We start from the raw sequence: 20,184 nt of genomic DNA on the forward strand, positions 1-20,184 counted from the left end.
CGCGTGCTGCGGCGCGAGCCCACGGTGGCGGGGTGCGGGGGTCCCTGCGGCCGACGCGTGCGGAGGCGGCGGCGGAGGCGGGAGCGGGACGGCGGCACGGTACGCCGACGGCGGCGCGAAGGGGTTGTGCGCGGCGTCGTCAGGACGCCCGCCCGGGTCGCGGCCGCTCGTGGGGTCGCTCATGAGGTGCCGAGTGCTCCTGTCATGGTCGTCCAGCCCCGGGAGATGCGCGCCGGGACCCCGGCATCGTAGTCACGGGCGGGGAAGCTCGCCACGAGGTCGGCGACGTCGTCCTGCTCCGTGTCCGCGACCACGTCGACGACGGTGTCACCGGACTGCCACACGACGTGCCACGGCTCCTCGGACAGCACGTGGACGGCACGACCGTCGACGTCCCACGTGCCCACGCCGTCGAGCGCCGCGCGGTCCAGCACGCCGGCCTGCTCGCGGACGACGACCTCGCCCGTCGACGTGCGCAGGTCGATCTCGAGCACGTCCCCGTCGTCCCGGACCGCCACCACCGCGACGCCGTCGGGCAGCGCGGTCGGCCGCGCCCAGCCGTGCCCGGAGAGACCGGCCAGGGCCGCGGTGCCGTCCTGCGACAGCGCTCCACCGGTCACGGGGGCCGCCGCACCGGGGGCCTGCGCGAGCACGGTGAGCGGGTCGGTGCGGTGCAGGCTCGGCGTGATCGTCGGGCTCTGCCCCAGGGCGAACAGCCCGACGGCGGCGACACCGGCACCGCCGACCGCCAGGGCGACGAGCCGGCGCCGGACCGCGCCGCCCCGCAGCTCGCCGCGCCACGCCCCGCGCGGCAACGCGGCCGGAGCGGCGACGGGCCCGGCCCACGGGTCGCCGGCGGACGGCGGACGGCGCAGCGGGTCCTCGTCGCTCGGGGGGATCTGCGCGGAGAGCGCGAGCAGGCGCGCCGTGAGGTCCGGCGCCGGCTCGACGTGCGCGGCCGCGCTCAGCGTGCGCCGGGCAGCGCGTGCCGCGGCCAGCTCCTCCGCGCACCCGCGGCACCCGGCCACGTGCTCGAGGACGCGCTCGCACTCGGCCGGGGAGAGCTGGCCGTCGACGAGCGCGGAGAGCCGGGAGCCGAGGTGCGTCACGCGGCCCCCTGCGGCGCGAGGTCGCCCGCGGCGGGGCGCTCGGCGGGGTCGCGGTGCGGCAGCGCCGCCCGCAGCTGGGAGCGTGCGCGGTGGATGCGCGAGCGCACCGTGCCGAGCTTGATCCCCAGCGTCACCGCGATCTCCTCGTAGGACAGCCCCTCGATGTCGCAGAGCACCACCGCGGCGCGGTACTCCGGCGTCAGCGCGTCCAGGGCGCGCTGGACGTCGTGGTCGAGGTTCGCGTGCTCGTAGCCGCGCTCCGGCTCCGCGAGGTCGGTCCGGGCCGGGTACAGCGCGTCGTCGTCGCCCATCGACTCCATGCGGATGCGCTGCTTGCGCCGCACCTGGTCGAGGAAGAGGTTCGTCGTGATGCGGTGCAGCCAGCCCTCGAACGTCCCGGGCGTGTAGCTCGACAGCGAGCGGAACACGCGCACGAACGTCTCCTGCGTGAGGTCCTCGGCGTCGTGCCGGTCGCCCGTGAGGCGGTAGGCGAGCCGGTACACGCGCGCCGAGTGCTCGCGGACGATCTCGTCCCACGAGGGTGGCACCCACCCTGCGGCGTCGTCCTGCGGATGGACCGGCACCGCCGGTCGTCTGTCGCTCACACCGTCCATCGTCCCAGATCAACGTCCGCAGGCCGAGGCGTGTTCCCCGGCACCGCCGGGACGTGCGCCGGACGTCCACACCCCGCGCACACCTCGGCGTCGCGGCGCGCCACCGGTCGGGCGGCGCGCGTCCGCGCCGACGTGGGCCTCTCCGGGTACGATCCGAACAGCCGGCGCACCGCGCCGGGCCCGCGCGCCCACGGCGCGGCGGGCGTGGACCTCCACCACGAGCACCACCACCAGCACAAGCACCCGGAGGCTCCGATCACGAGCGACGTCGGCACCAACCGCAGCGCCAAGGCCGCCGGCTGGGTGTACTGCGAGGACTTCGTCCCCGAGGACGAGGTCCTGCTGCGTGCCCGCGACCGTGCCGCCGAGCTCGGCTGCCCGGCGATCCTCCCCGGGGCGGGAGCCTGCTGCGGGTCCTCGCCGCGGCGCTCGCGGCGCGGTCCGTGGTCGAGATCGGCACCGGCACCGGCGTCGCGTCGCTGTGGCTCCTGCGGGGCATGCCCGCCGACGGGGTCCTGACCACCATCGACGTCGAGGTCGAGCACCAGCGCGCCGCGAAGGAGGCCTTCGCGGAGGAGGGCGTGGCGCCCACGCGCACGCGCACCATCCCGGGCCGGGCGAGCGACGTGCTCCCCCGGCTCACCGACGGCGCGTACGACCTCGTCCTCGTCGGTGGGGACGAGCTCGGCTACCCCGAGTACGTCGAGCAGGGTCTGCGGCTCCTGCGCCCGGGAGGCGTCCTGGCCGTCGACGGGGCGCTGCACCAGGACCGTGTCGCCGACCCGGCGCGGCGCGACGAGGTGACCACGGTCGTGCGCGAGGTCGGTCGCGCGCTGCGCCGGGACGAGCGCGTCCTTCCCGCGCTCCTGCCGAGCGGCGACGGGCTGCTCCTCGCCGTACGGCGCTGACGGCTCACCGCGCGGCGCCGGCGGCGGACGCCCGCGGTCAGAGGTCGCCGAGCGCGGCGAGCAGCAGCCGTGCCCCGTAGCCGGTCGCGCCCTCGACCATCTCGTGCCGCTCCGCGCCCGAGCGCGCCGGGCCCGCGACGTCGAGGTGCGCCCACGGCACCGCTCCGACGAACTCGCGCAGGAACAGCGCGGCCGTGATCGACCCGCCTCCGGGGCTCTCGAGCGGTACGTGCCGCAGGTCGGCCACGTCCGAGCGCAGCGCACCCACGTAGTCCTCGACGAGCGGCATGCGCCACACCGCCTCGCCGGTCTCGCGGGCCGCGGCCTCGACGGCGTCCGCCACGGCGTCGTCCGTCGCGTACAGGGCACCGTGCCCGCGGCCGAGACCGAGGGTCGCCGCGCCGGTGAGCGTGGCGACGTCGACGAGGACGTCGGGCGCGAGCCGGCTCACGGCGAAGCGAGGGCGTCGGCGAGGACGAGACGGCCCTCCGCGTCGGTGTTCGCGACCTCCACGGTGCGGCCGGAGAAGGTGCGCAGCACGTCGCCCGGGCGGTAGGACGCCGCACCCACGTGGTTCTCGGCGAGGGGCAGGACCGCGGTCACGCGCCGGTCGAGGCGCGCCTGCGCCGCGCCGAGCACGACCGCGAGCGCGACGGCGGCCCCGGCCATGTCGGTCTTCATCGGCACCATGGCCTCGCGCGGCTTGATCGACAGGCCGCCGGTGTCGTACGTGATGCCCTTGCCGACGAGGACGACGTGCCGCGCCGGGGTTCCGGCCGGGAGCACGCCGTGCTCGCGCGGGTCGTACGAGACCGTCACGAGGCGCGGGGGACGCGCCGAGCCGGCACCGACGGCGAGCAGCGCGCCGAAGCCGTCCGCCGCGAGCTCGCGGGGGCCGCGGACCTCCACGTCGAGGCCGTGCTCCTCGCCCAGCTGCCGCGCACGGTCGGCCAGCCACTGCGGGCCCTTGACGTCCGCGGGCGCGTTCGCCAGGTCGCGCACGAGCCACGTGGCCCGGGCACCGCGGCGTGCCGCCTCGATGGCGGGCTCCGGGTCCGGGCGCCCGTCCGGGGTGAGCAGCACGAGCTGCTCGGCCGGCGCGTCGCTCGCGCGCGCGGCGGCGTCCGCCGGCCGGCCGCGACGCTGCTGCCGGTACGCGGCGAGGAGGTAGCCCTCGACGAACGCGTGCACCCCGGTCGGCCCGGCGTCCGCCGTGACCGCGCTGACGACGCGCTCGAGCCCCCGGGACGCGCGGGCGAGCGCGGCGCCGGCCCGGCGCAGCGACGCGTCGTCGCCGCTGCCCACGCCCAGCAGCACGAGCCGCGTGGGCAGCCCGGCCCAGGCAGGCGCGACGCGACCCGACGTGGGCGCGCGGGAGGTCGACGCGCACGACGTCGCCGGCCGCGCCGCGGAACCCCGGCCCGCCGGAACGCTCGGCGAGCTCGGCCAGGTCGACGCCGTAGCGCACCGCCGCGTCGACGGTGCCGGCCCGCGGCTGGAGCCCTTCGCCGTCCTCGCGCGCGGGCGCGACGCGACGACCACCGCCGCGACGAGTCGTCCGTCAGCAGCGGCGACTCGCGCACGGCGCCCCGCGCCGCGTCGTCCGTCAGCAGCGGCGACTCGCGCACGGCGCCCCGCGCCGCGACCACCTCGGGCAGCGCGCGCGGGACGTCGGGGGCGGCGGTCGTCACCGCGCCGCGCTCACGAGCGACCAATCAGCCCACCACGGCCTGGAGCGCGTCGCCGAGCTCGCTCGCCTCGGTCGCGTTGAGCTCCACCACGAGCCGCCCCCCGCCCTCGAGCGGGACGCGCATGACGATGCCCCGCCCTTCCTTGGTGACCTCCAGCGGGCCGTCACCCGTCCGCGGCTTCATCGCAGCCATTGGTGGCTCTCCATTTCTTCGTCCCGGTCCGCCCCGCGTGCGCGGGGGTGGGGCGCCCTCCGTGGCCCGTCGCGTGGCCCGGGCAGCCGTCCGGCGCACCCGGGACGCGCGCCCGACCTCCGACGACGCCCGCGGCACAGTCTAGTTCACGTGCACCGACATCTCGGGCATCACGGGGGCCACCCCGACGGCGGGACCAGCCGCCACAGCTCCCAGACCCACCACGCCTGACCCGCCACGCACACGAGCGCCACCCCGGCGAGCCACGCGCGCGAGCGGGTCCAGCCCACCGTCACGGCCCCCAGCGGGAAGGCCAGGAGGAGGAAGCGGACGAGGGACGTCCCCGGCTGCACCGTGGCGACCAGGTAGGCGAGGTACGCCCCGGACCACGCGTGCATCTCGGGGCCCAGCCGCGCCGCGACCGGGTGGAGCACGAGCGCCGCGACGAGCACGAGGAGCAGGGCGAGCAGCCACGGGCCGGCGTCGTCGAACAGCCACCGCGAGACGTCGACCCACGGGACGACGGGCACGACGTCCGCCCCGCCGCGCCACGCCTCCTGCGTGCGGAAGTACGCCCCGGGCACCCCGGTGACGAGCCCGCAGACCCACGGCCACAGCACGCCGCTGCCGAGCGCCGACACGAGCAGCCCGGCGAGGCGCGCGACGTCGGGCGCGCGCAGGTCGCCGCGCCGGCGCCGCTGCAGCGCGTGCCACAGCACGACGGCGGCCATGGGCAGCGCGACGGCGCGCGTGAGGCCCAGCAGCACGATCGCGAGCGCCGCCCACCCGTACCGCCGGCGCGCGAGGAGCAGGAGGGAGCCGGCGACGAGCAGCAGCGCGAGCGACTCCGTGTACGCGACCTGGAGCACCGGGCTGGAGGGGAACACGCTGACCACCAGCACCGTGGCCAGCGGCAGCCCGGGACGCCGCTCGACCGCGGCGGCACCGGCCGTCGCGACGAGCCGGTGCACCACCACGACCGCACCGGCGCCGCAGACGAGCGCGAGCGTCGGGGCGAGCACGTCCCAGCCCGCGCCCGTCAGCGCGTCGAGCCAGCGCACGAGCGTCGGGAACAGCGGGAAGAACGCCCAGGGGTTCTGCAGCACCGCGCCGTCCGGTCCCACCGGCAGGACGTCCGGGTACCCCGTCTCGAAGATCTCGCGGTACCAGCTCCCGTCCCACATGCGGCCCGCGTAGGCGACGTACGACGGCGCGGGATCGGTCCACGGGTTGGCCGCCTGGGTGCGCGCGACGACGAGGAGGACGACCGCGCTGACGGCGCGCGCGAGCCCGTACACGGCGAGCGCCTGCACCCACCAGGGCCACGAGGTCGGGAGCAGCGCGTGCCGCCGGTGCACGGTCCGCACGGCCGTCACCCGGCGCGCGGCCCCGGCCGAGGTCACGCGAGGCCTCGCACCGCCGCGGACGGCGCCCGCTCGTCCCGCACGGCCGCCACCATGTCGAGCACGCGGCGCGTCGCCGCGACGTCGTGCGCCCGGAAGACCCGCGCGCCGAGCCAGGCGGCCAGCGCGGTCGCCGCGAGCGTGCCCTCGAGGCGCTCGTCGGCGGGCAGGCCGAGCGTCTCGCCGACGAAGTCCTTGCGCGACAGCGCCATGAGCAGCGGGAACCCGAGACCGGCGAGCACGGGCGTGCGCCGCAGGAGGTGCAGGGAGTGCCACGTGTTCTTCCCGAGTCGTGCGTCGGGTCCACGAGGACGGACTCCCGCGGCACGCCGCACGCGACCGCACGCTCGGCCGCGGCCCGCAGCGTCGTCACCACGTCCTGGACGATGCCGTCTCGCGGGTCGGCCGCACCCGGGCGCGCCGGGTACGCCACGCGGAACGGGTCGGTGCGCGGCGCGGCCCCGCCGGTGTGCGAGCACACGACGCCGACGCCGTGCTCGCCCGCCACCTCGACCAGGCGCGGGTCGTGGCCCGCCCACGTGTCGTTGACGAGGTCGGCACCCGCCGACGCCGCCTCCTGGGCGACCTCCGCGCGCCAGGTGTCGACGCTGACCAGCAGGTCGGGAAAGTCGGCGCGCACGCGCGCGACGAACGGCACGACGCGCCGCACCTCCTCGGCGACGGGGACCTCGGGGCCGACGCCCGCGCGCACGCCGCCGACGTCGACGATCTGCGCCCCCTCCTCGACGGCACGGGCGACCGCGGCGAGCGCCGCGCCGTCGTCGAGCTGGCGCGCGCCGGCCCAGAACGAGTCGTCGGTGCGGTTGACGATCGCCATGACCACGGGCCGCTCGAGCCGGCGCCCGCGCAGCACGAGCGGGGCGGACGCCGGGGGGACGTCGAGCGGGGGCGTGCCGGTCGAGGACGTGCCGGTCGGGGGCGGGCCGTCGGCGCGCACCGCCGTCAGCGGGCTCCGGCGGCGCGGCGCTGGTCGGCCGCGAGCGCCGCCGTGGCCTCGCGCTCCTCGGCGCGCAGCTGCGCGCCCCGCTCGCAGACGTAGTCGACCGCCTCGGCGGGGTCGTCGCACAGGTGGACGAGGTCGAGGTCCGCGGGGTGGATCATGCCGCGGTCCACGACCGCGGTGCGCGCCCACTCCAGGAGCCCGCCCCAGTAGTCCGAGCCGACGAGAGCGAGCGGGAACTCGGTGATCTTGTGCGTCTGCACGAGGGTGAGCGCCTCGAAGAGCTCGTCGAACGTCCCGAATCCGCCCGGCAGGACGACGAAGCCCTGCGCGTACTTGACGAACATCGTCTTGCGCGCGAAGAAGTACCGGAAGTTGACACCGAGGTTCACCCAGGGGTTCATGCCCTGCTCGAAGGGCAGCTCGATGCCGAGGCCGACGGACGTCCCTCCCGCCTCGGCGGCGCCCTTGTTCGCCGCCTCCATGATGCCGGGCCCGCCTCCCGTGATCACGGCGTACCCCTCGGCGACGAGACGCCGCCCGACCTCCTCCGCCAGGGCGTAGTCGGGGTGGTCCGGGCCCGTGCGCGCCGACCCGAAGACCGACACCGCCGGGCCGAGCTCGGCGAGCGCCCCGAAGCCCTCGACGAACTCGCTCTGGATCCGCATGACGCGCCACGGGTCGCTGTGCACCCAGTCGGCGCTCTGCCCCGAGTCGAGCAGGCGCTGGTCGGTCGTCTGGCGCGGGATCTGGCTCCCGCGCAGCAGGACGGGACCCTTGCGGTACCCGGAGCCGCTCTCGGGCATGCCCTCGTCGGAGCCGTCCTCGTCGATGCCGCCGGTGCCGTCGTCGCGGATGGTGTCGCTCATGCGCACGAGCCTATGCCGGGGTGCTGCCGACGAGCCACGCACGCAGCGCGCGTCGGCACAGGTCGAGCTGGTCGACGGGGCAGCGCTCGTCGTCCTTGTGCGCGAGCAGCGGGTCGCCGGGCCCGAAGTTCACCGCCGGCACGCCGAGCTCCGCGAAGCGGGCGACGTCGGTCCACCCGTACTTGGGCGCGGGCGCGCCTCCGGTGACGGCGAGCACGCTCGCGGCGAACTCGGCGGCGAGCGGGTCGTCCAGGCCGGGTCGGGCGCCCGGCGCGGCGTCCGTGACGACGACCTCGAACCCGGCGAACAGCTCCTCGACGTGCGCCGTCGCCCCGGCGACCGACCGCGACGGCGCGAAGCGGTAGTTCACGGTGACGACGCACTCGTCGGGCACGACGTTGCCGGCGACGCCTCCCCGGATGCCGACGGCGTTCATGCCCTCCCGGTACACGAGCCCGTCGACCTCGACGTCGCGCGGCACGTAGGCCGCGAGCCGGTCCAGGACCTCGTGCGCGGCGTGGATCGCGTTCGACCCGGTCCACGCGCGCGCCGAGTGGGCGGCGACGCCGGGCACGCGGACCTCGACCCGCAGGGTGCCGTTGCACCCGCCCTCGAGCCCGGCCGACGTCGGCTCGCCGAGGACGGCGAAGTCCCCCTGCAGCAGGTCGGGCCGGTTCCGCGCGAGGCGACCGAGACCGTTGAGATCGGACGCGACCTCCTCGTTGTCGTAGAAGATCCACGTGACGTCGCGGGCCGGGGCGTCGAGCTCGGCCGCGAGCGCGAGCTGGACCGCGACGCCGCCCTTCATGTCGACCGTCCCGCGGCCCCAGACCTCCGCGTCGGGCCCCTCCCCCACCACGCGCGTGGGCAGGTTCGGCGGGTCGGTGAGCGGCACGGTGTCGAGATGGCCGGCGACGACGACGCGTCGCTCCCGCCCGAGCGTGGTGCGCGCGACCACCGCGTCGCCGTCGCGCACGACCTCGAGGTGGGCGTACGGGCGCAGCGCCGCCTCCACGGCGTCCGCCAGGGCGCCCTCCCCGCCGCTGACCGAGGGGACGTCGCACACCGCCCGGAAGAGGGTCAGCAGGTCGCCCGTGGGCTCGAGCGGCGCGGGTGCCGCCGCGGACCGGTTCGGGTGGCGCTCGCTGGGGAGGGTCATCCCCGCACCCTACCGGCGCCGATAGGCTGGTCCTCATGACTGCAGCGACCCCCGCGAACGACCCCGCGACGGCCGCCTCCGCGTCGCGCACGGCATGGGGCCTCGGCCTCGCGACCGTCACCGACGACGGCACCGTGCTCGACGTCTGGTACCCGTCCCCCGCGCTGGGCGCCGCGCCCGCCGACGCGTCCGTGCCCGCCTCCCTCGAGGCGCTGGCCGACCGCGACGAGGTGCGCCGGGTGGACGTGCGCGTCGTGCGCACCGAGATCGACCTCGACGCCGCACCGGCCGACACCGCGGACGCGTACCTGCGCCTGCACCTGCTCTCGCACCGGCTCGTCGCCCCGCACGGGCTGTCGCTCGACGGCGTCTTCGGCGTGCTGCCCAACGTCGTCTGGACGAACCACGGCCCGTGCGCGGCCGACGGCTTCGAGGAGACCCGCCTGCGCCTGCGCGCCACCGGGCAGCCCGTCACGGTGTACGGCGTCGACAAGTTCCCCCGCATGGTCGACTACGTCGTGCCGGCGGGCGTGCGCGTCGCCGACGCGGACCGCGTCCGGCTCGGCGCCCACCTCGCCGCGGGCACGACCGTCATGCACGAGGGCTTCGTCAACTTCAACGCCGGCACGCTCGGGGCGTCGATGGTCGAGGGACGCATCTCCGCGGGCGTCGTCGTGGGCGACGGGTCCGACATCGGCGGCGGCGCCTCCATCATGGGCACGCTCTCGGGCGGCGGGCGCGAGGTCATCTCGGTCGGCCGGCGCTCGCTCCTCGGCGCGAACGCGGGCCTCGGCATCCCGCTCGGCGACGACTGCGTGGTGGAGTCCGGGCTCTACGTGACCGCGGGCACGAAGGTCACCGTCGTCGGGCAGACGGACGCCTCGGGCGCTCCGCTCGTCGTCAAGGCCCGCGACCTCGCCGGGCGCGACGGCCTGCTCTTCCGGCGCAACTCGGTGACGGGCGGCGTCGAGGCCGTGTCGCGCACGGGGGCGGGCGTCGAGCTCAACGCGGCGCTGCACGTGAACTGAGCTCCTGCACCCCGCGGCGACGCCATGTCCCCCCACCGCAGCGCGCGCGGCCGCCCGGGACGCCCGTCCCGGCGCCGCCGTCCGCTGCGCGCCGCCGTCACGCTCCTCACGGTGACCGCGGTCGGCGCCGGGGCCGTCGTCGTGGCGCTCAACCGCCTCGACGACGGCACGCCGGTGGCCGAGCGCTGCGCCGCGACCGCGGACGACCGGACGTGGTACCTGTCCGTCACGCAGGCGGACAACGCGGCGCTCGTCACCGCGGCGTCCCTGCGGCGGGGGATGCCCGCCCGTGCGGCGACCATCGGGATCGCGACCGCCCTGCAGGAGTCGCGGCTCGTCAACATCGACTACGGCGACCGCGACTCCGTCGGGCTGTTCCAGCAGCGCCCGTCGCAGGGCTGGGGCACGGTCGAGCAGATCATGGACCCGGTGTACTCGACGAACGCGTTCTACGACGTCCTCGACACCGTCGAGGGCTACGAGGACATGGAGATCACCGTCGCGGCCCAGACCGTGCAGCGCTCCGCGTTCCCGGACGCCTACGCCCAGCACGAGCCACGGTCGCGGGCCTGGGCGTCGTCGCTGACCGGGTACTCCCCTGCGACCGTCACGTGCGAGCTCGCGGCGGTCTCGGCCGAGCAGCTCGCCGAGCACCGTGAGGACCCGACCGCCCCGCTCGTCGGGCGCCTCGCGCGCGACCTCGGCGGCCTGCCCGTCTCCCCCGTCGGCGACCCCGCCGCCGGTGTCGTCACGGTCGACACCGCCGCCCTGCCCACGGCGGCGGGCGACGGCGGTCCCGAGCGCGCGGCCTGGGCCGTCGCGCAGTGGGCCGTCGCCTCGGCGGACGCGACGCATGTCGTCGGTGTCGAGGTCGCGACCGTCGCTGGTCCCGCGAGGACCCGACGTGGACGGCCGTCGACCCGGAGGCGCAGGACGCGACCGCGCCGCCGCCCACGGGCGCCGTCCGGCTCACCGTCGCGACCGTCCCGTCGCTCTGACCGCGCCGGCGGCGGCCCGCCCGGTGGCTCGGCGTGCCCGTGCGCACGGACGCCGCGCCCCCGGCGGGGACGCGGCGTCCGGAGCAGACGGCGGCCGGTGCCGTCAGCGGTCGGCGACGCCGACGTAGTCGCGCTCGGTCGCGCCCGTGTAGACCTGGCGCGGGCGGCCGATCTTCGTCTGCGGGTCCTTCATCATCTCGCGCCACTGGGCGATCCAGCCCGGCATGCGGCCGAGCGCGAACAGCGGCGTGAACATGGCGGGAGAGAAGCCCATCGCCTTGTAGATGAGGCCGGTGTAGAAGTCGACGTTCGGGTAGAGCTTGCGCTCGATGAAGTAGTCGTCGTGGAGCGCGATCTCCTCGAGCCGCATCGCGATGTCGAGCAGCTCGTCCTTCTTGCCCAGCGTGGACAGCACCGCGTCCGCCGACTTCTTCACGATGGCCGCGCGCGGGTCGTAGTTCTTGTAGACCCGGTGGCCGAAGCCCATGAGGCGGACGCCGTCCTCCTTGTTCTTCACCTTGCGCATGAAGGTGTCGACGTCGTACTCGGCGTTCGCGATCTTGTCGAGCATCGCGAGCACGGCCTCGTTGGCGCCGCCGTGCAGCGGGCCGGAGAGGGCGTTGACGCCCGCCGCGACCGACGAGTAGAGGTTCGCGTGCGACGACCCGACGATCCGGACGGTCGACGTCGAGCAGTTCTGCTCGTGGTCGGCGTGCAGGATGAGCAGCTTGTCGAGCGCGTCGACCACGACCGGGTCGGCCTCGTACTGCTGGTACGGGGTCGCGAACGTCATGCGCAGGAAGTCGTCGACGTAGCCGCGCGAGTAGTCGGGGTAGAGCAGCGGCTCACCGACGCGGCGGCGGTGCAGGTACGACGTGATGGTGCGGGTCTTGGCGAGCAGCAGGACGGTCGCGAGCTCCACCGTGTCGTCGTCGAACGGGTCGAGCGACTCCGGGTAGAACGTCGACAGCGCGTTGATGGCCGACGACAGCACCGACATGGGGTGCGCTCCGCGCGGGAACGTCCCCATGAACGTGCGGAAGTCTCGTGCACGAGCGTGTGGCGGTTGACGCGCTCGACGAAGGCGTCGAGCGTCGCGGCGTCGGGCAGCTCGCCGTGGATGAGCAGGTAGGCCACCTCGAGGAAGCTCGAGCTCTCCGCGAGCTGCTCGATGGGGTAGCCGCGGTAGCGCAGGACGCCGGCCTCGCCGTCGATGTACGTGATGCTCGACTCGCACGAGGCGGTGTTCATGAAGCCCGGGTCGACCGTGACGAGACCGGTGGACTTGAGCAAGGAGGACACGACGATGCCGTCGTTGCCCTCGGACGCCGCGACCACGGGCAGGTCCTGCGCCTGGTCGTCGACGAGGAGGCGGACCGTCGCCTGCTGGGTGGTGGTCATGGTTCCCTTCCTGCTGCTGCTCGCGCCGTTGCCGCGCGCTCGACCGTACCGCGCGCTCGCAGCACGTGACCAATCCAGGACCGCCACACGATCGTCACGCGACCGTGAGCCGGGTCACACCCAAGGATCAGCCTCCCGACAGTCGCGCCACGGCCTCCTGCACGCGCTCGTCCGGGGCGGTGAGGGCCACGCGCACGTGGCCCGCGCCCGCGGCCCCGTAGAACGCGCCCGGCCCGACCAGTATGCCGAGGTCGGCGAGCGCGGACACCGTGTCCCAGCAGTCGGCGGCGCCGTCGCGCTCCCCCGCCCGGCGGGTCCACAGGTACAGGCCCGCCTCGGAGTGGTCGACGGCGAGCCCCGCCGCCCCGAGCGCGCCGACGAGCGCGGCGCGCCGGCGGGCGTAGACCGCGCGCTGGGCGGCGACGTGCGCGTCGTCCGACAGCGCCGCGACCATCGCGGCCTGGACCGGCGCCGGGACGATCATCCCCAGGTGCTTGCGCGTGGCCAGCAGGTCGGCGACGAGCCGGGGGTCCCCGGCGACGAACGCCGCCCGGTACCCGGCGAGGTTCGACTGCTTCGAGAGCGAGTAGGCGACGAGCAGCCCGTCGTGCGAGCCGCCCGAGACGGCCGGGTCGAGGACGCTCGGGACGCCGCCCGACGCGTACGGCTCGTCCCACGCGAGCTCGGCGTAGCACTCGTCGCTCGCGACCACCGCACCGGTCCGGCGGGCCGCCTCGACGACGCGGGCGAGGTGCGCGCGGCCGAGCACCTGCCCGGTCGGGTTGCTCGGGGAGTTGACCCACACGAGGCGCACGTCGTCGCGACCCGCCCACTCCTCGACGTCGTCGCTGGCGAGCGGCGTCGCGCCCGCGAGGCGGGCCCCGACGTCGTACGTCGGGTACGCGGTGCGCGGGTGCACGACGACGTCCCCGGGCCCGAGGCGCAGGAGCGAGGGCAGCAGGCCGACGAGCTCCTTGCTCCCGATCGTCGGCAGCACGGCCGCCGGGTCGAGGCCCGGCACGCCGCGCCGCCGGGCGAACCACGCGGACACGGCCTCGCGCAGCGCGGCCGTGCCGTGCGTCGTCGGGTACCCCGGCGCGTCGGCGGCGGCGGCGAGCGCGTCGCGGACGACCGGCGGCGTCGGGTCGACGGGCGTGCCGATCGACAGGTCGACGAGCCCGCGCGGGTGCGAGCGCGCGCGCTCGACGTACGGGCCGAGCGTGTCCCAGGGGTAGGCGAGGCCGGAGAGGTCGGCGAGTCCCATGACCGACGACGCGGAGGTCAGGCCTGCGGCGGGAGCGCCGCGATCGCCGGGTCGTCCTTCTCGATGAGGCCCATCTTGGCGGCGCCGCCGGGCGAGCCGAGGTCGTCGAAGAACTCCACGTTGGCGCGGTAGTAGTCGCTCCACTCCGTGGGGACGTCGTCCTCGTAGTAGATCGCCTCGACCGGGCACACCGGCTCGCACGCGCCGCAGTCGACGCACTCGTCCGGGTGGATGTACAGCGACCGCTTGCCCTCGTAGATGCAGTCGACCGGACACTCCTCGATGCACGCCTTGTCCTTGACGTCGACGCACGGCTGGGCGATCACGTAGGTCACGACCGGGGAACCTTTCTGGCGACGGTCGGACCGCGCGGCGGGAGCGGCGACGGCGCCCCGTGGGCACGGGTCGTCGTCCTGGCCGCGCGCGGTCCGGAGGGCATGCCCGTCTAGTATCGCTCAGGTCGGGCGGTGGTCGCCCGCCACGGACCAGCCAGTGGACGGACGTGACATGACCCACGACGAGCCGGGACCCCGCCCGGCGGCCCCGGGCGGCGATGCCGGGGACCGGCCGTGGCGCGCGTGGGCCCCCGGGACGCGCGTCGTCGTCCGCCGTCGGCTCGACGACTCCGAGGCGGTGGCGGGCAAGACCCTCACGGACGTCATCGGCGTCGTCGTGAGCGTCACGCCGCGCGCGCTCACGCTCCGCGAGGACGCGGGCGGCGGCGCGCCGCACCGCGGCCACGGCCCGCGCGACGCCGAGCCGGCGCTCGTCGTCGTGCCGCTCGACGCGGTCGTCGCCGGCAAGGTCGTCCCCCCGCGCCCGCCGCGTCGCCCGGCGTGAGACCCACGGCGTCGCCGCACGCCGTTCAGCGCACGACCACGGTCCCGTCCTCGACCCCGACGACGACGCGCCCGGCCGCACCCAGGTCGTGAGCGCCTCCCGCCACCGGCCGCCCCGTCGAGCTCGACACGCTGCTCGTGGTCCGCGTCGCGGCCCGCGCCCTGGTCCGCGGAGAGGAGGGCGCGCACCGGGTCCGGGCGGTCGAAGAACGGTCCGACGGGGCCGTTCGACTCGAGCGCCTGCACGAGCCGCTCGAGGTCGCGCACGACGACGCGCAGGGCGGACGCCACCCACGCCGCGTTGTCGGTCACCATCGCCTCGGTGCGCCGCGGGTCGGTGCGTCCGACGCGCGTGCCGTCCCGGAAGCTGCCCGCGGCGAGGCCGAGCGCGACGTCGCGCACCGGCGCGTCGGCCACGACGCCGAGGATCTCGGTCGCGAGGACGTGCGGGACGTGGCTGACGAGCGCCGCGGACTCGTCGTGGACGTCGTCCGTGACGACGTGCGCCGTCCCGCCGAGCGGTCCGGTCACGAGGCCCAGCACGGCGGCGAGCGCGTCCGGGCGAGTCGAGCCGTCGACCGTGACCGCCCAGCGCGCCCCGTCGAGCAGCGCCGCGTCCGACGCCCCGAAGCCCGAGCGCTCCGTGCCGGCCATCGGGTGGGCGCCCACGTACCGGGCGTCCAGCCCGGCGGCGCGCACCGCCTCGCGCACCGCGCCCTTCACGCTGCCGACGTCCGTCACGACCGTCGTACCGCGCACGTGCCGCGCGACCTCCGTCGCGACCGCGCGCATCGCGCGCAGCGGCACGGCGAGCACCAGCACGTCCGGCTCCGGCGCGCACAGCGTCTCGAGGTCCGCCGCGACCGGCAGGCCCGCGGCGCGCGCCGCGTCGCACGTCGCCGCCGTCGTGTCGTACCCCGTGACCGCGACGCCGCGGGCGTGCAGCAGGCGCGCGACGGACCCGCCCACGAGCCCCAGCCCGACGACCGCGACCGAGACGGGCCCCGCGGCGCTCCCGGCGCTCCCGGCGCTCCCGGCGCTCCCGGCGCTCCCGGCGCTCACCACAGCAACCCGCTCGCGAGCGCCGCGGGGGGCGTGGCCGGGCCGACGCTGCCGACCGGGACGTGCGCCGCGTCGACGTCCGCGTGCACGCCCTCGTCGAGCTCGCCGCGCGCCGGCACGACGCCCAGGGTCTTGAGCGAGTCGCCCGCGCGCAGCAGGTCCTCGAGCACCGCACGCACCGAGGGCTCCCACGGCGCGGCGTCGACCGTCAGGACGAAGACGTACGCGCCGGCCACCCGGTGCACGCGCTTGAGCGGTCGCGTGACCAGGCTCGACAGGTTGACGCCCCGCTCGCCGAAGGACCGCGTGATGCGCGCGAGCACCCCCGGCCCCGTGACGACGGGGGTCACGGCGAGCATCGTGCGCCACGCGCCGTCGTGGGTCTCGCGGGCCCGGGCGAGCACCGCCGGTGCCGCGGCACGCGTGGCGAGGACGAGGAACCTCGTGCGGGCGCCGGCGAAGTCCTCGACGCCGCGCTCGTACGTCGCGAGGTCGTACAGCTCGCCGCAGATGCGCGGCCCCAGCGCGACCTGGTGCGGACCGGCGTCCCGGCACGCGGCCGCGTTCGACGCCGCCGGGACCGCGCGCAGGCCGGTGCGCCCGACGAACCCCTGGCACTGCGCGAGGCCGTGCGGGTGCGCGCTGACCTCGGTGAGCCGGCCGTGGTCGTGGCGCACGAAGGCGTCGAACTCGATGTCGAGGACGACCTCGTCGACCGCGACGACGTCGGGGCTGCCGACGATCGCGTCGAGCGACGGCACGACGTACCCCTCGACCGTGTTCTCGATCGCGACGACGCCGCGCGCGTCACCGCCGTCGGCGACCGCCGCGAACACGTCGCCCACGGTCCCGCGCGCGACCAGCGGCGCGGCGCCGCCGTGGCGGCCGGCCCACCCCACCGCGGCCTGGTGCGTGAACGAGCCCTCGGGGCCGAGGTAGCCGACGCCGCTCACGCGGGCGCGTGCTCGCCGGCGCCGCGCACGAGCGTCGACGCGCTCCAGCGCGGCTCGAGCGCGTCGGGCCCGGGCACGAACTCGTGCCCGGGCAGGACCGCGAGCACGCGGTGGGACACGCCGCGCTCGTCGAAGTCGCGCACGAGCGCGGCCAGCACGTCCGCGTCCGGGCACGAGAAGGCGGAGAAGAAGATGTGGGGCCCGGCCTGCGAGCGGTGGCTGCGCAGGTGCTGGAGGTCGATGCCGGCCGCGGCGACGAGCCCGAGCGTCTGCTGGAGCGAGCCGCGGTGGTCGTCGTGGGGTCCGAACGCCAGCCACACCTGGGCCGTCCCGTCGGGGCGGGGCGCGGCGTCGCGCGACTCGAGCAGCCCGTACCACACGGGCGGCCCGTCGGTCAGCCGCTCGCTGCCGGGCAGCTCGGCGAACCCGAGCCCGGACGGGAGGGCGGCCGCGGCCGAACGCTCGAGCACGAGCGTGCCGTCGGCCCCGCGAGCGCGACGCGCTGCTCGAGAGGCATCCGCGTCGGCACGAGCTGCGGCGTCATGCCCATCGCGCGCAGGGCGTGCCGGCGGTCGCGCATGCCGGCCTCGTCGACGACGACCGGGCCGGCCGCGTCCTCGGCGCGCGCCGACCGGCCGACCCAGACCCACGAGGCCGGGACCGCGACCGCCGAGGTGAGCACGAGCGAGGGCGGCGCGGCGAGGAGCGCGCGCTCGAGGTCGTGGGAGGGCTGGGCGGGGTGGCCCAGGTGCACGACGGCCGCCAGTCCCTCGATGCTCGCGACCGTCGACAGCGTCGCGGACGTCGACCCGAGGTCGAGGAGGGCGTCCGCCTCGGCGGGGTCGCCCTCGACCCAGTCCGCGGCGGTCGCCGCGAGCAGGGCGTGCGCCCCCGACTCCCGTTCGCTGCGTCCGAGCATCCTCACTCCTCGTCCGGTCGCGCTCACGGAGCGCAGACCACCTCGTTGTCCGGCTTGTACGTCCAGCGGTCGGCCTCGTCCTTGACGAGCTCGCCGTCGAGGTAGACCTTGCGGTAGTTGGTGATCGTGAAGCCCGGGTTGCCCGCGGGCGTCGGGGCGCAGTCCGGACCGGACTGCGTGACCGTCGTGGGCGGGACCACGTTCGAGCGACCGCTCGCGCTCGTCTCCACCTCGTAGTGCTTCGTGCTCCAGACGGCCACGTGGAGCTCGCCGCCGGAGACCCACGACTGCATGAGCACGCCGTACGGGGTGTCGTTCTTGAACTTCAGGTCGAGCGCGCCGACGTAGATCGTCGCCTCGCGCCCCGCGGGGTACCGCGAGAACCAGTAGCTGTGCTGGCGGTGCTCGACGTCCTCCAGGCCGGCGAAGAACGCCGCGTTGTACGTCGTCGTCGCCATCTGCGACAGGCCGCCGCCCACGCCCTCGATGTGCCGGCCGTTCTCGACGATGCCCGCGGAGCGGTAGCCGCCGGCCACGGTGATGGGCGACAGCGCCTCGGTGAGCGAGAACGTCTCGCCCGGCAGCACGAGCTGCCCGTTCACCTTGCTGGCGCCGACGCGCAGGTTCTCCGTGCGCACGGCGTTGTTCGTCAGCGGCGTGGAGAACTCCGAGACCTTCTCCTTCACCCCGAGCGCCTCGAGCGCGGCCACGGACTGCTCCGGGTCGCTCTGGACGAGCTCGACGGCGGCCGTCCGGTCGGTCGACGTCGCGGCCGTCTCGACGGCCTCGGAGATCGCCGCCGGGTCGATGGTCGTGCCCGGCTCGCCGCCGGTGATGACCGGTACGCCGCCGGAGAACTCGAAGTGGGCGTCGTCCGCCGCGGTGAGCAGGTCGTTCGTCCGCTCGACGACGGCCTCGACGAGCAGCGGGCCGTCGAACGCGAGGGCGAGGTCGCCGTCCGTCGGCGTGAAGGACGCCGCGCCCGCGAGCACCTCCACGGGGAGCTCCGGGGACTGGTCGCTCACCGCGACGACGACGGGGGCGGAGACCACCTGCTGCGCCACCGCGAGCGCCGCGTCGGTCTCCTCCTGCGTGACGTCCGGGCCGACCGGCTCGGTCTCGAGCTCGATGGGGCCGTCGGTGACGAGCCAGCCCTCCTCGATGCTCCGTGCCGCCTCGTCGGCCACGAGCTCGGTCCCGTCGGCCGCGGGCGTCGCGGTCGGCGCACCGTCCACGAACTGGACCGTCCCGTCGACCGGCTCGGTCTCGAGGCTGCCGCGCAGCGCCTCGACCTGCGCGTCGAGCGCCGCGTCGTCGACGTGCACGACCGGCTCCTGCTCTCCGCCGCCCACGACGTGGTCCCAGAGCCGGACGGGGTCCAGCGAGAACGCGGTGAGCTCGGCCGCGGTGGCGTCCGCGTCGAAGGTGAGCCCGGCCGCCGCCGGGTCCATGGTCGTCGTCGCGTCGCCCGCGGAGAGCGTCACGGGCTCCGCCGCGCGCGCGCCGACCGACGCGCTCAGCTCCTCCGCGGCCGCCGTGCGCGAGAGGCCGCCCACGTCCACCCCGGCGACCGTGGTGTCGCTGGGCACCTTGTCCGCGACGTACCACTGCGCCGCGGCGTAGAGGCCGCCGAGCACGAGGACGCCCACGCCGGTCCACAGCAGGCCGCGCACCCAGCCGCGCCGCGGCGCGTCCTCCTCGAAACCGTCGAACGGTGACGTCACGCGCTCCTCGTCCGGCGGCACGGGGCCGAACGGTCCTGCCGCGGCGGGAGCGCCCGCGGGCTCCTCCTCGGACGGGTGCGGACCTGCGGGCGCGGTCGGGTCCGGGTCGGTCGGCGCTGCGTCGGCGGGGGCCGGGTCGGTGAAGGCCGGGTCGGCGGGAGCCGGGTCGGCGGGGGCCAGGTCGGCCGGGCCGGGTCGGCGGGGTCGGCGAGGGCCGGGCCGGTCGCCGACGTGTCCGGGGCGGACGGCTCGGTCGGGGTCGAGCCGGCGCCGGCGGCGGCGCCCGGGAGCACCGACGTGCGCACCGGCCCGGCGGGACGTGCCCAGGGCTCGACGGGCGGCAGCACCTGCGTGGCGTCGGCGGGAGCGTCGGGCTCCGCGGGCGTCGCCGGCGGGGTCACGGGGTCGACGACCGGGACGACGCGCGTCTCGTCGCCCTCGGCGGGCTCGGCCGCACGGCGCTGGCCGTGGCGTCGGCGGGAGCGTCGGGCTCCGCGGGCGTCGCCGGCGGGGTCGACGGGGTCGACGACCGGGACGACGCGCGTCTCGTCGCCCTCGGCGGGCTCGGCCGCACGGCGCTGGCCGTCGCGCGGGAGGGGCTGCTCCGCCTCGTCGCTCCGCTCGGCGTCGACGCGCTGCTCGGCGTCGTCGCCCGGGTCGGCCTCGGCGCGCTCCACGGGCTCGTCGCCCCCGTCGCGCTCAGCACGCTCCACGGGCTCGACCGGCACGGTCGCGGACGCGTCGGCGGTCGGCTCGGGAGGCGTGGGGCCGGAGGCGTCCGGCTGGGCCATGGCGGGATCGGCAGCCGTGGGCCCGGCACCGTCCGGTCGCCCCGAGGGGACGTCGGCAGCAACGGGCTCACCGGTGACGGGCTCGCCGGTGGTCGGCCCGCCGGTGGTGGACCCGACAGCCGTGGCCTCGCCGGTGGTGGACCCGGCCGCGGTCGGTTCGGGAGCCGCCGGCTCGGGGTCGGCCGCGCCGGACCGGGCACGGGCGCGTCGTCCGGCACGGGCGCGTCGTCCGGCACGGGCGCGTCGTCCGGCACGGGCGCGTCGTCAGGCACGGGCGCGTCGTCAGGCACGGGCGCGTC

At 76.4% G+C, this 20,184-nt stretch carries 17 protein-coding genes and 3 pseudogenes; 2 read left to right on the top strand and 18 right to left on the bottom strand.

Annotated features, from left to right (window positions below; all coding sequences use genetic code 11):
* Positions 1 to 179: 179 nt before the first annotated feature.
* A complete protein-coding gene (locus tag BJF88_RS06785; RefSeq protein WP_075828250.1) occupies positions 180 to 1,109 on the bottom strand; it encodes a zf-HC2 domain-containing protein in 930 nt (309 codons plus the stop codon).
* Entirely contained in the window at positions 1,106 to 1,723 is a 618-nt protein-coding gene (gene sigE, locus BJF88_RS06790) for an RNA polymerase sigma factor SigE (protein WP_075828251.1), read from the bottom strand. The genes BJF88_RS06785 and sigE overlap by 4 nt, the downstream gene beginning before the upstream one ends.
* Before the next feature lie 255 nt (positions 1,724 to 1,978).
* Here sigE and BJF88_RS06795 point away from each other — a divergent pair.
* Positions 1,979 to 2,631 (top strand): annotated as a pseudogene (locus BJF88_RS06795) (O-methyltransferase).
* Positions 2,632 to 2,668: 37 nt separating this feature from the next.
* Here BJF88_RS06795 and BJF88_RS21510 read toward each other — a convergent pair.
* The 7 genes and pseudogenes from BJF88_RS21510 to dapE form a co-directional block, all read right to left on the bottom strand.
* Positions 2,669 to 3,082 carry a hypothetical protein gene (locus BJF88_RS21510; RefSeq protein WP_075828252.1) on the bottom strand — a complete coding sequence of 138 codons (414 nt, stop codon included), beginning with the start codon at positions 3,080 to 3,082 and terminating at the stop codon, positions 2,669 to 2,671.
* Positions 3,079 to 3,936 (bottom strand): M17 family metallopeptidase, encoded by an 858-nt coding sequence (locus BJF88_RS21515; protein WP_255371829.1) that lies wholly within the window; start codon positions 3,934 to 3,936, stop codon positions 3,079 to 3,081. Before BJF88_RS21515 ends, BJF88_RS21510 begins: the two co-directional genes overlap by 4 nt.
* 410 nt (positions 3,937 to 4,346) lie before the next feature.
* Positions 4,347 to 4,514 (bottom strand): DUF3117 domain-containing protein, encoded by a 168-nt coding sequence (locus BJF88_RS06810; protein WP_069387794.1) that lies wholly within the window; start codon positions 4,512 to 4,514, stop codon positions 4,347 to 4,349.
* 170 nt (positions 4,515 to 4,684) lie between these two features.
* Positions 4,685 to 5,917: a hypothetical protein gene (locus tag BJF88_RS06815; protein ID WP_255371830.1), complete on the bottom strand. Its 1,233-nt coding sequence runs from the start codon at positions 5,915 to 5,917 to the stop codon at positions 4,685 to 4,687.
* Positions 5,914 to 6,875, bottom strand: a pseudogene (gene folP / locus BJF88_RS06820) (dihydropteroate synthase). The gene BJF88_RS06815 and the pseudogene folP overlap by 4 nt, the downstream one beginning before the upstream one ends.
* Positions 6,876 to 6,880: 5 nt before the next feature.
* Positions 6,881 to 7,684, bottom strand: coding sequence for a TIGR00730 family Rossman fold protein (locus BJF88_RS06825; RefSeq protein ID WP_075828283.1), 804 nt, complete (start codon positions 7,682 to 7,684; stop codon positions 6,881 to 6,883).
* 73 nt (positions 7,685 to 7,757) lie between these two features.
* On the bottom strand, positions 7,758 to 8,906 hold the full coding sequence (gene dapE, locus BJF88_RS06830) for a succinyl-diaminopimelate desuccinylase (RefSeq protein ID WP_075828254.1): 1,149 nt from the start codon (positions 8,904 to 8,906) through the stop codon (positions 7,758 to 7,760).
* A gap of 35 nt (positions 8,907 to 8,941) precedes the next feature.
* Here dapE and dapD point away from each other — a divergent pair, with 35 nt between their 5' ends.
* Entirely contained in the window at positions 8,942 to 9,934 is a 993-nt protein-coding gene (gene dapD, locus BJF88_RS06835; protein WP_075828255.1) for a 2,3,4,5-tetrahydropyridine-2,6-dicarboxylate N-succinyltransferase, read from the top strand.
* A 1,101-nt stretch (positions 9,935 to 11,035) separates the two neighbouring features.
* Here dapD and BJF88_RS06845 read toward each other — a convergent pair.
* The 9 genes and pseudogenes from BJF88_RS06845 to BJF88_RS21540 form a co-directional block, all read right to left on the bottom strand.
* A pseudogene (locus tag BJF88_RS06845) lies at positions 11,036 to 12,333 on the bottom strand (citrate synthase).
* A gap of 127 nt (positions 12,334 to 12,460) precedes the next feature.
* Complete coding sequence (gene dapC, locus BJF88_RS06850; protein ID WP_075828256.1) at positions 12,461 to 13,597, bottom strand: succinyldiaminopimelate transaminase; 1,137 nt, start codon at positions 13,595 to 13,597, stop codon at positions 12,461 to 12,463.
* Between the two features lie 17 nt (positions 13,598 to 13,614).
* A complete protein-coding gene (gene fdxA / locus BJF88_RS06855) occupies positions 13,615 to 13,932 on the bottom strand; it encodes a ferredoxin (protein WP_075828257.1) in 318 nt (105 codons plus the stop codon).
* A 120-nt stretch (positions 13,933 to 14,052) separates the two neighbouring features.
* Positions 14,053 to 15,498: a prephenate dehydrogenase/arogenate dehydrogenase family protein gene (locus BJF88_RS21525; RefSeq protein ID WP_083648949.1), complete on the bottom strand. Its 1,446-nt coding sequence runs from the start codon at positions 15,496 to 15,498 to the stop codon at positions 14,053 to 14,055.
* Positions 15,495 to 16,451, bottom strand: coding sequence for a prephenate dehydratase domain-containing protein (locus tag BJF88_RS06865; RefSeq protein ID WP_075828259.1), 957 nt, complete (start codon positions 16,449 to 16,451; stop codon positions 15,495 to 15,497). Before BJF88_RS06865 ends, BJF88_RS21525 begins: the two co-directional genes overlap by 4 nt.
* A complete protein-coding gene (locus BJF88_RS21530) occupies positions 16,448 to 16,921 on the bottom strand; it encodes a hypothetical protein (RefSeq protein ID WP_255371831.1) in 474 nt (157 codons plus the stop codon). Before BJF88_RS21530 ends, BJF88_RS06865 begins: the two co-directional genes overlap by 4 nt.
* A complete protein-coding gene (locus BJF88_RS21535) occupies positions 16,846 to 17,370 on the bottom strand; it encodes a hypothetical protein (protein ID WP_255371832.1) in 525 nt (174 codons plus the stop codon). Before BJF88_RS21535 ends, BJF88_RS21530 begins: the two co-directional genes overlap by 76 nt.
* Before the next feature lie 23 nt (positions 17,371 to 17,393).
* Positions 17,394 to 19,094 carry a VanW family protein gene (locus BJF88_RS06875; protein ID WP_075828284.1) on the bottom strand — a complete coding sequence of 567 codons (1,701 nt, stop codon included), beginning with the start codon at positions 19,092 to 19,094 and terminating at the stop codon, positions 17,394 to 17,396.
* Positions 19,091 to 19,885 carry a hypothetical protein gene (locus BJF88_RS21540; protein ID WP_255371836.1) on the bottom strand — a complete coding sequence of 265 codons (795 nt, stop codon included), beginning with the start codon at positions 19,883 to 19,885 and terminating at the stop codon, positions 19,091 to 19,093. Before BJF88_RS21540 ends, BJF88_RS06875 begins: the two co-directional genes overlap by 4 nt.
* Positions 19,886 to 20,184 lie beyond the last annotated feature (299 nt).

Origin of the sequence: Cellulosimicrobium sp. CUA-896, assembly GCF_001942335.1 — a bacterium.
GTDB lineage: Bacteria > Actinomycetota > Actinomycetes > Actinomycetales > Cellulomonadaceae > Cellulosimicrobium.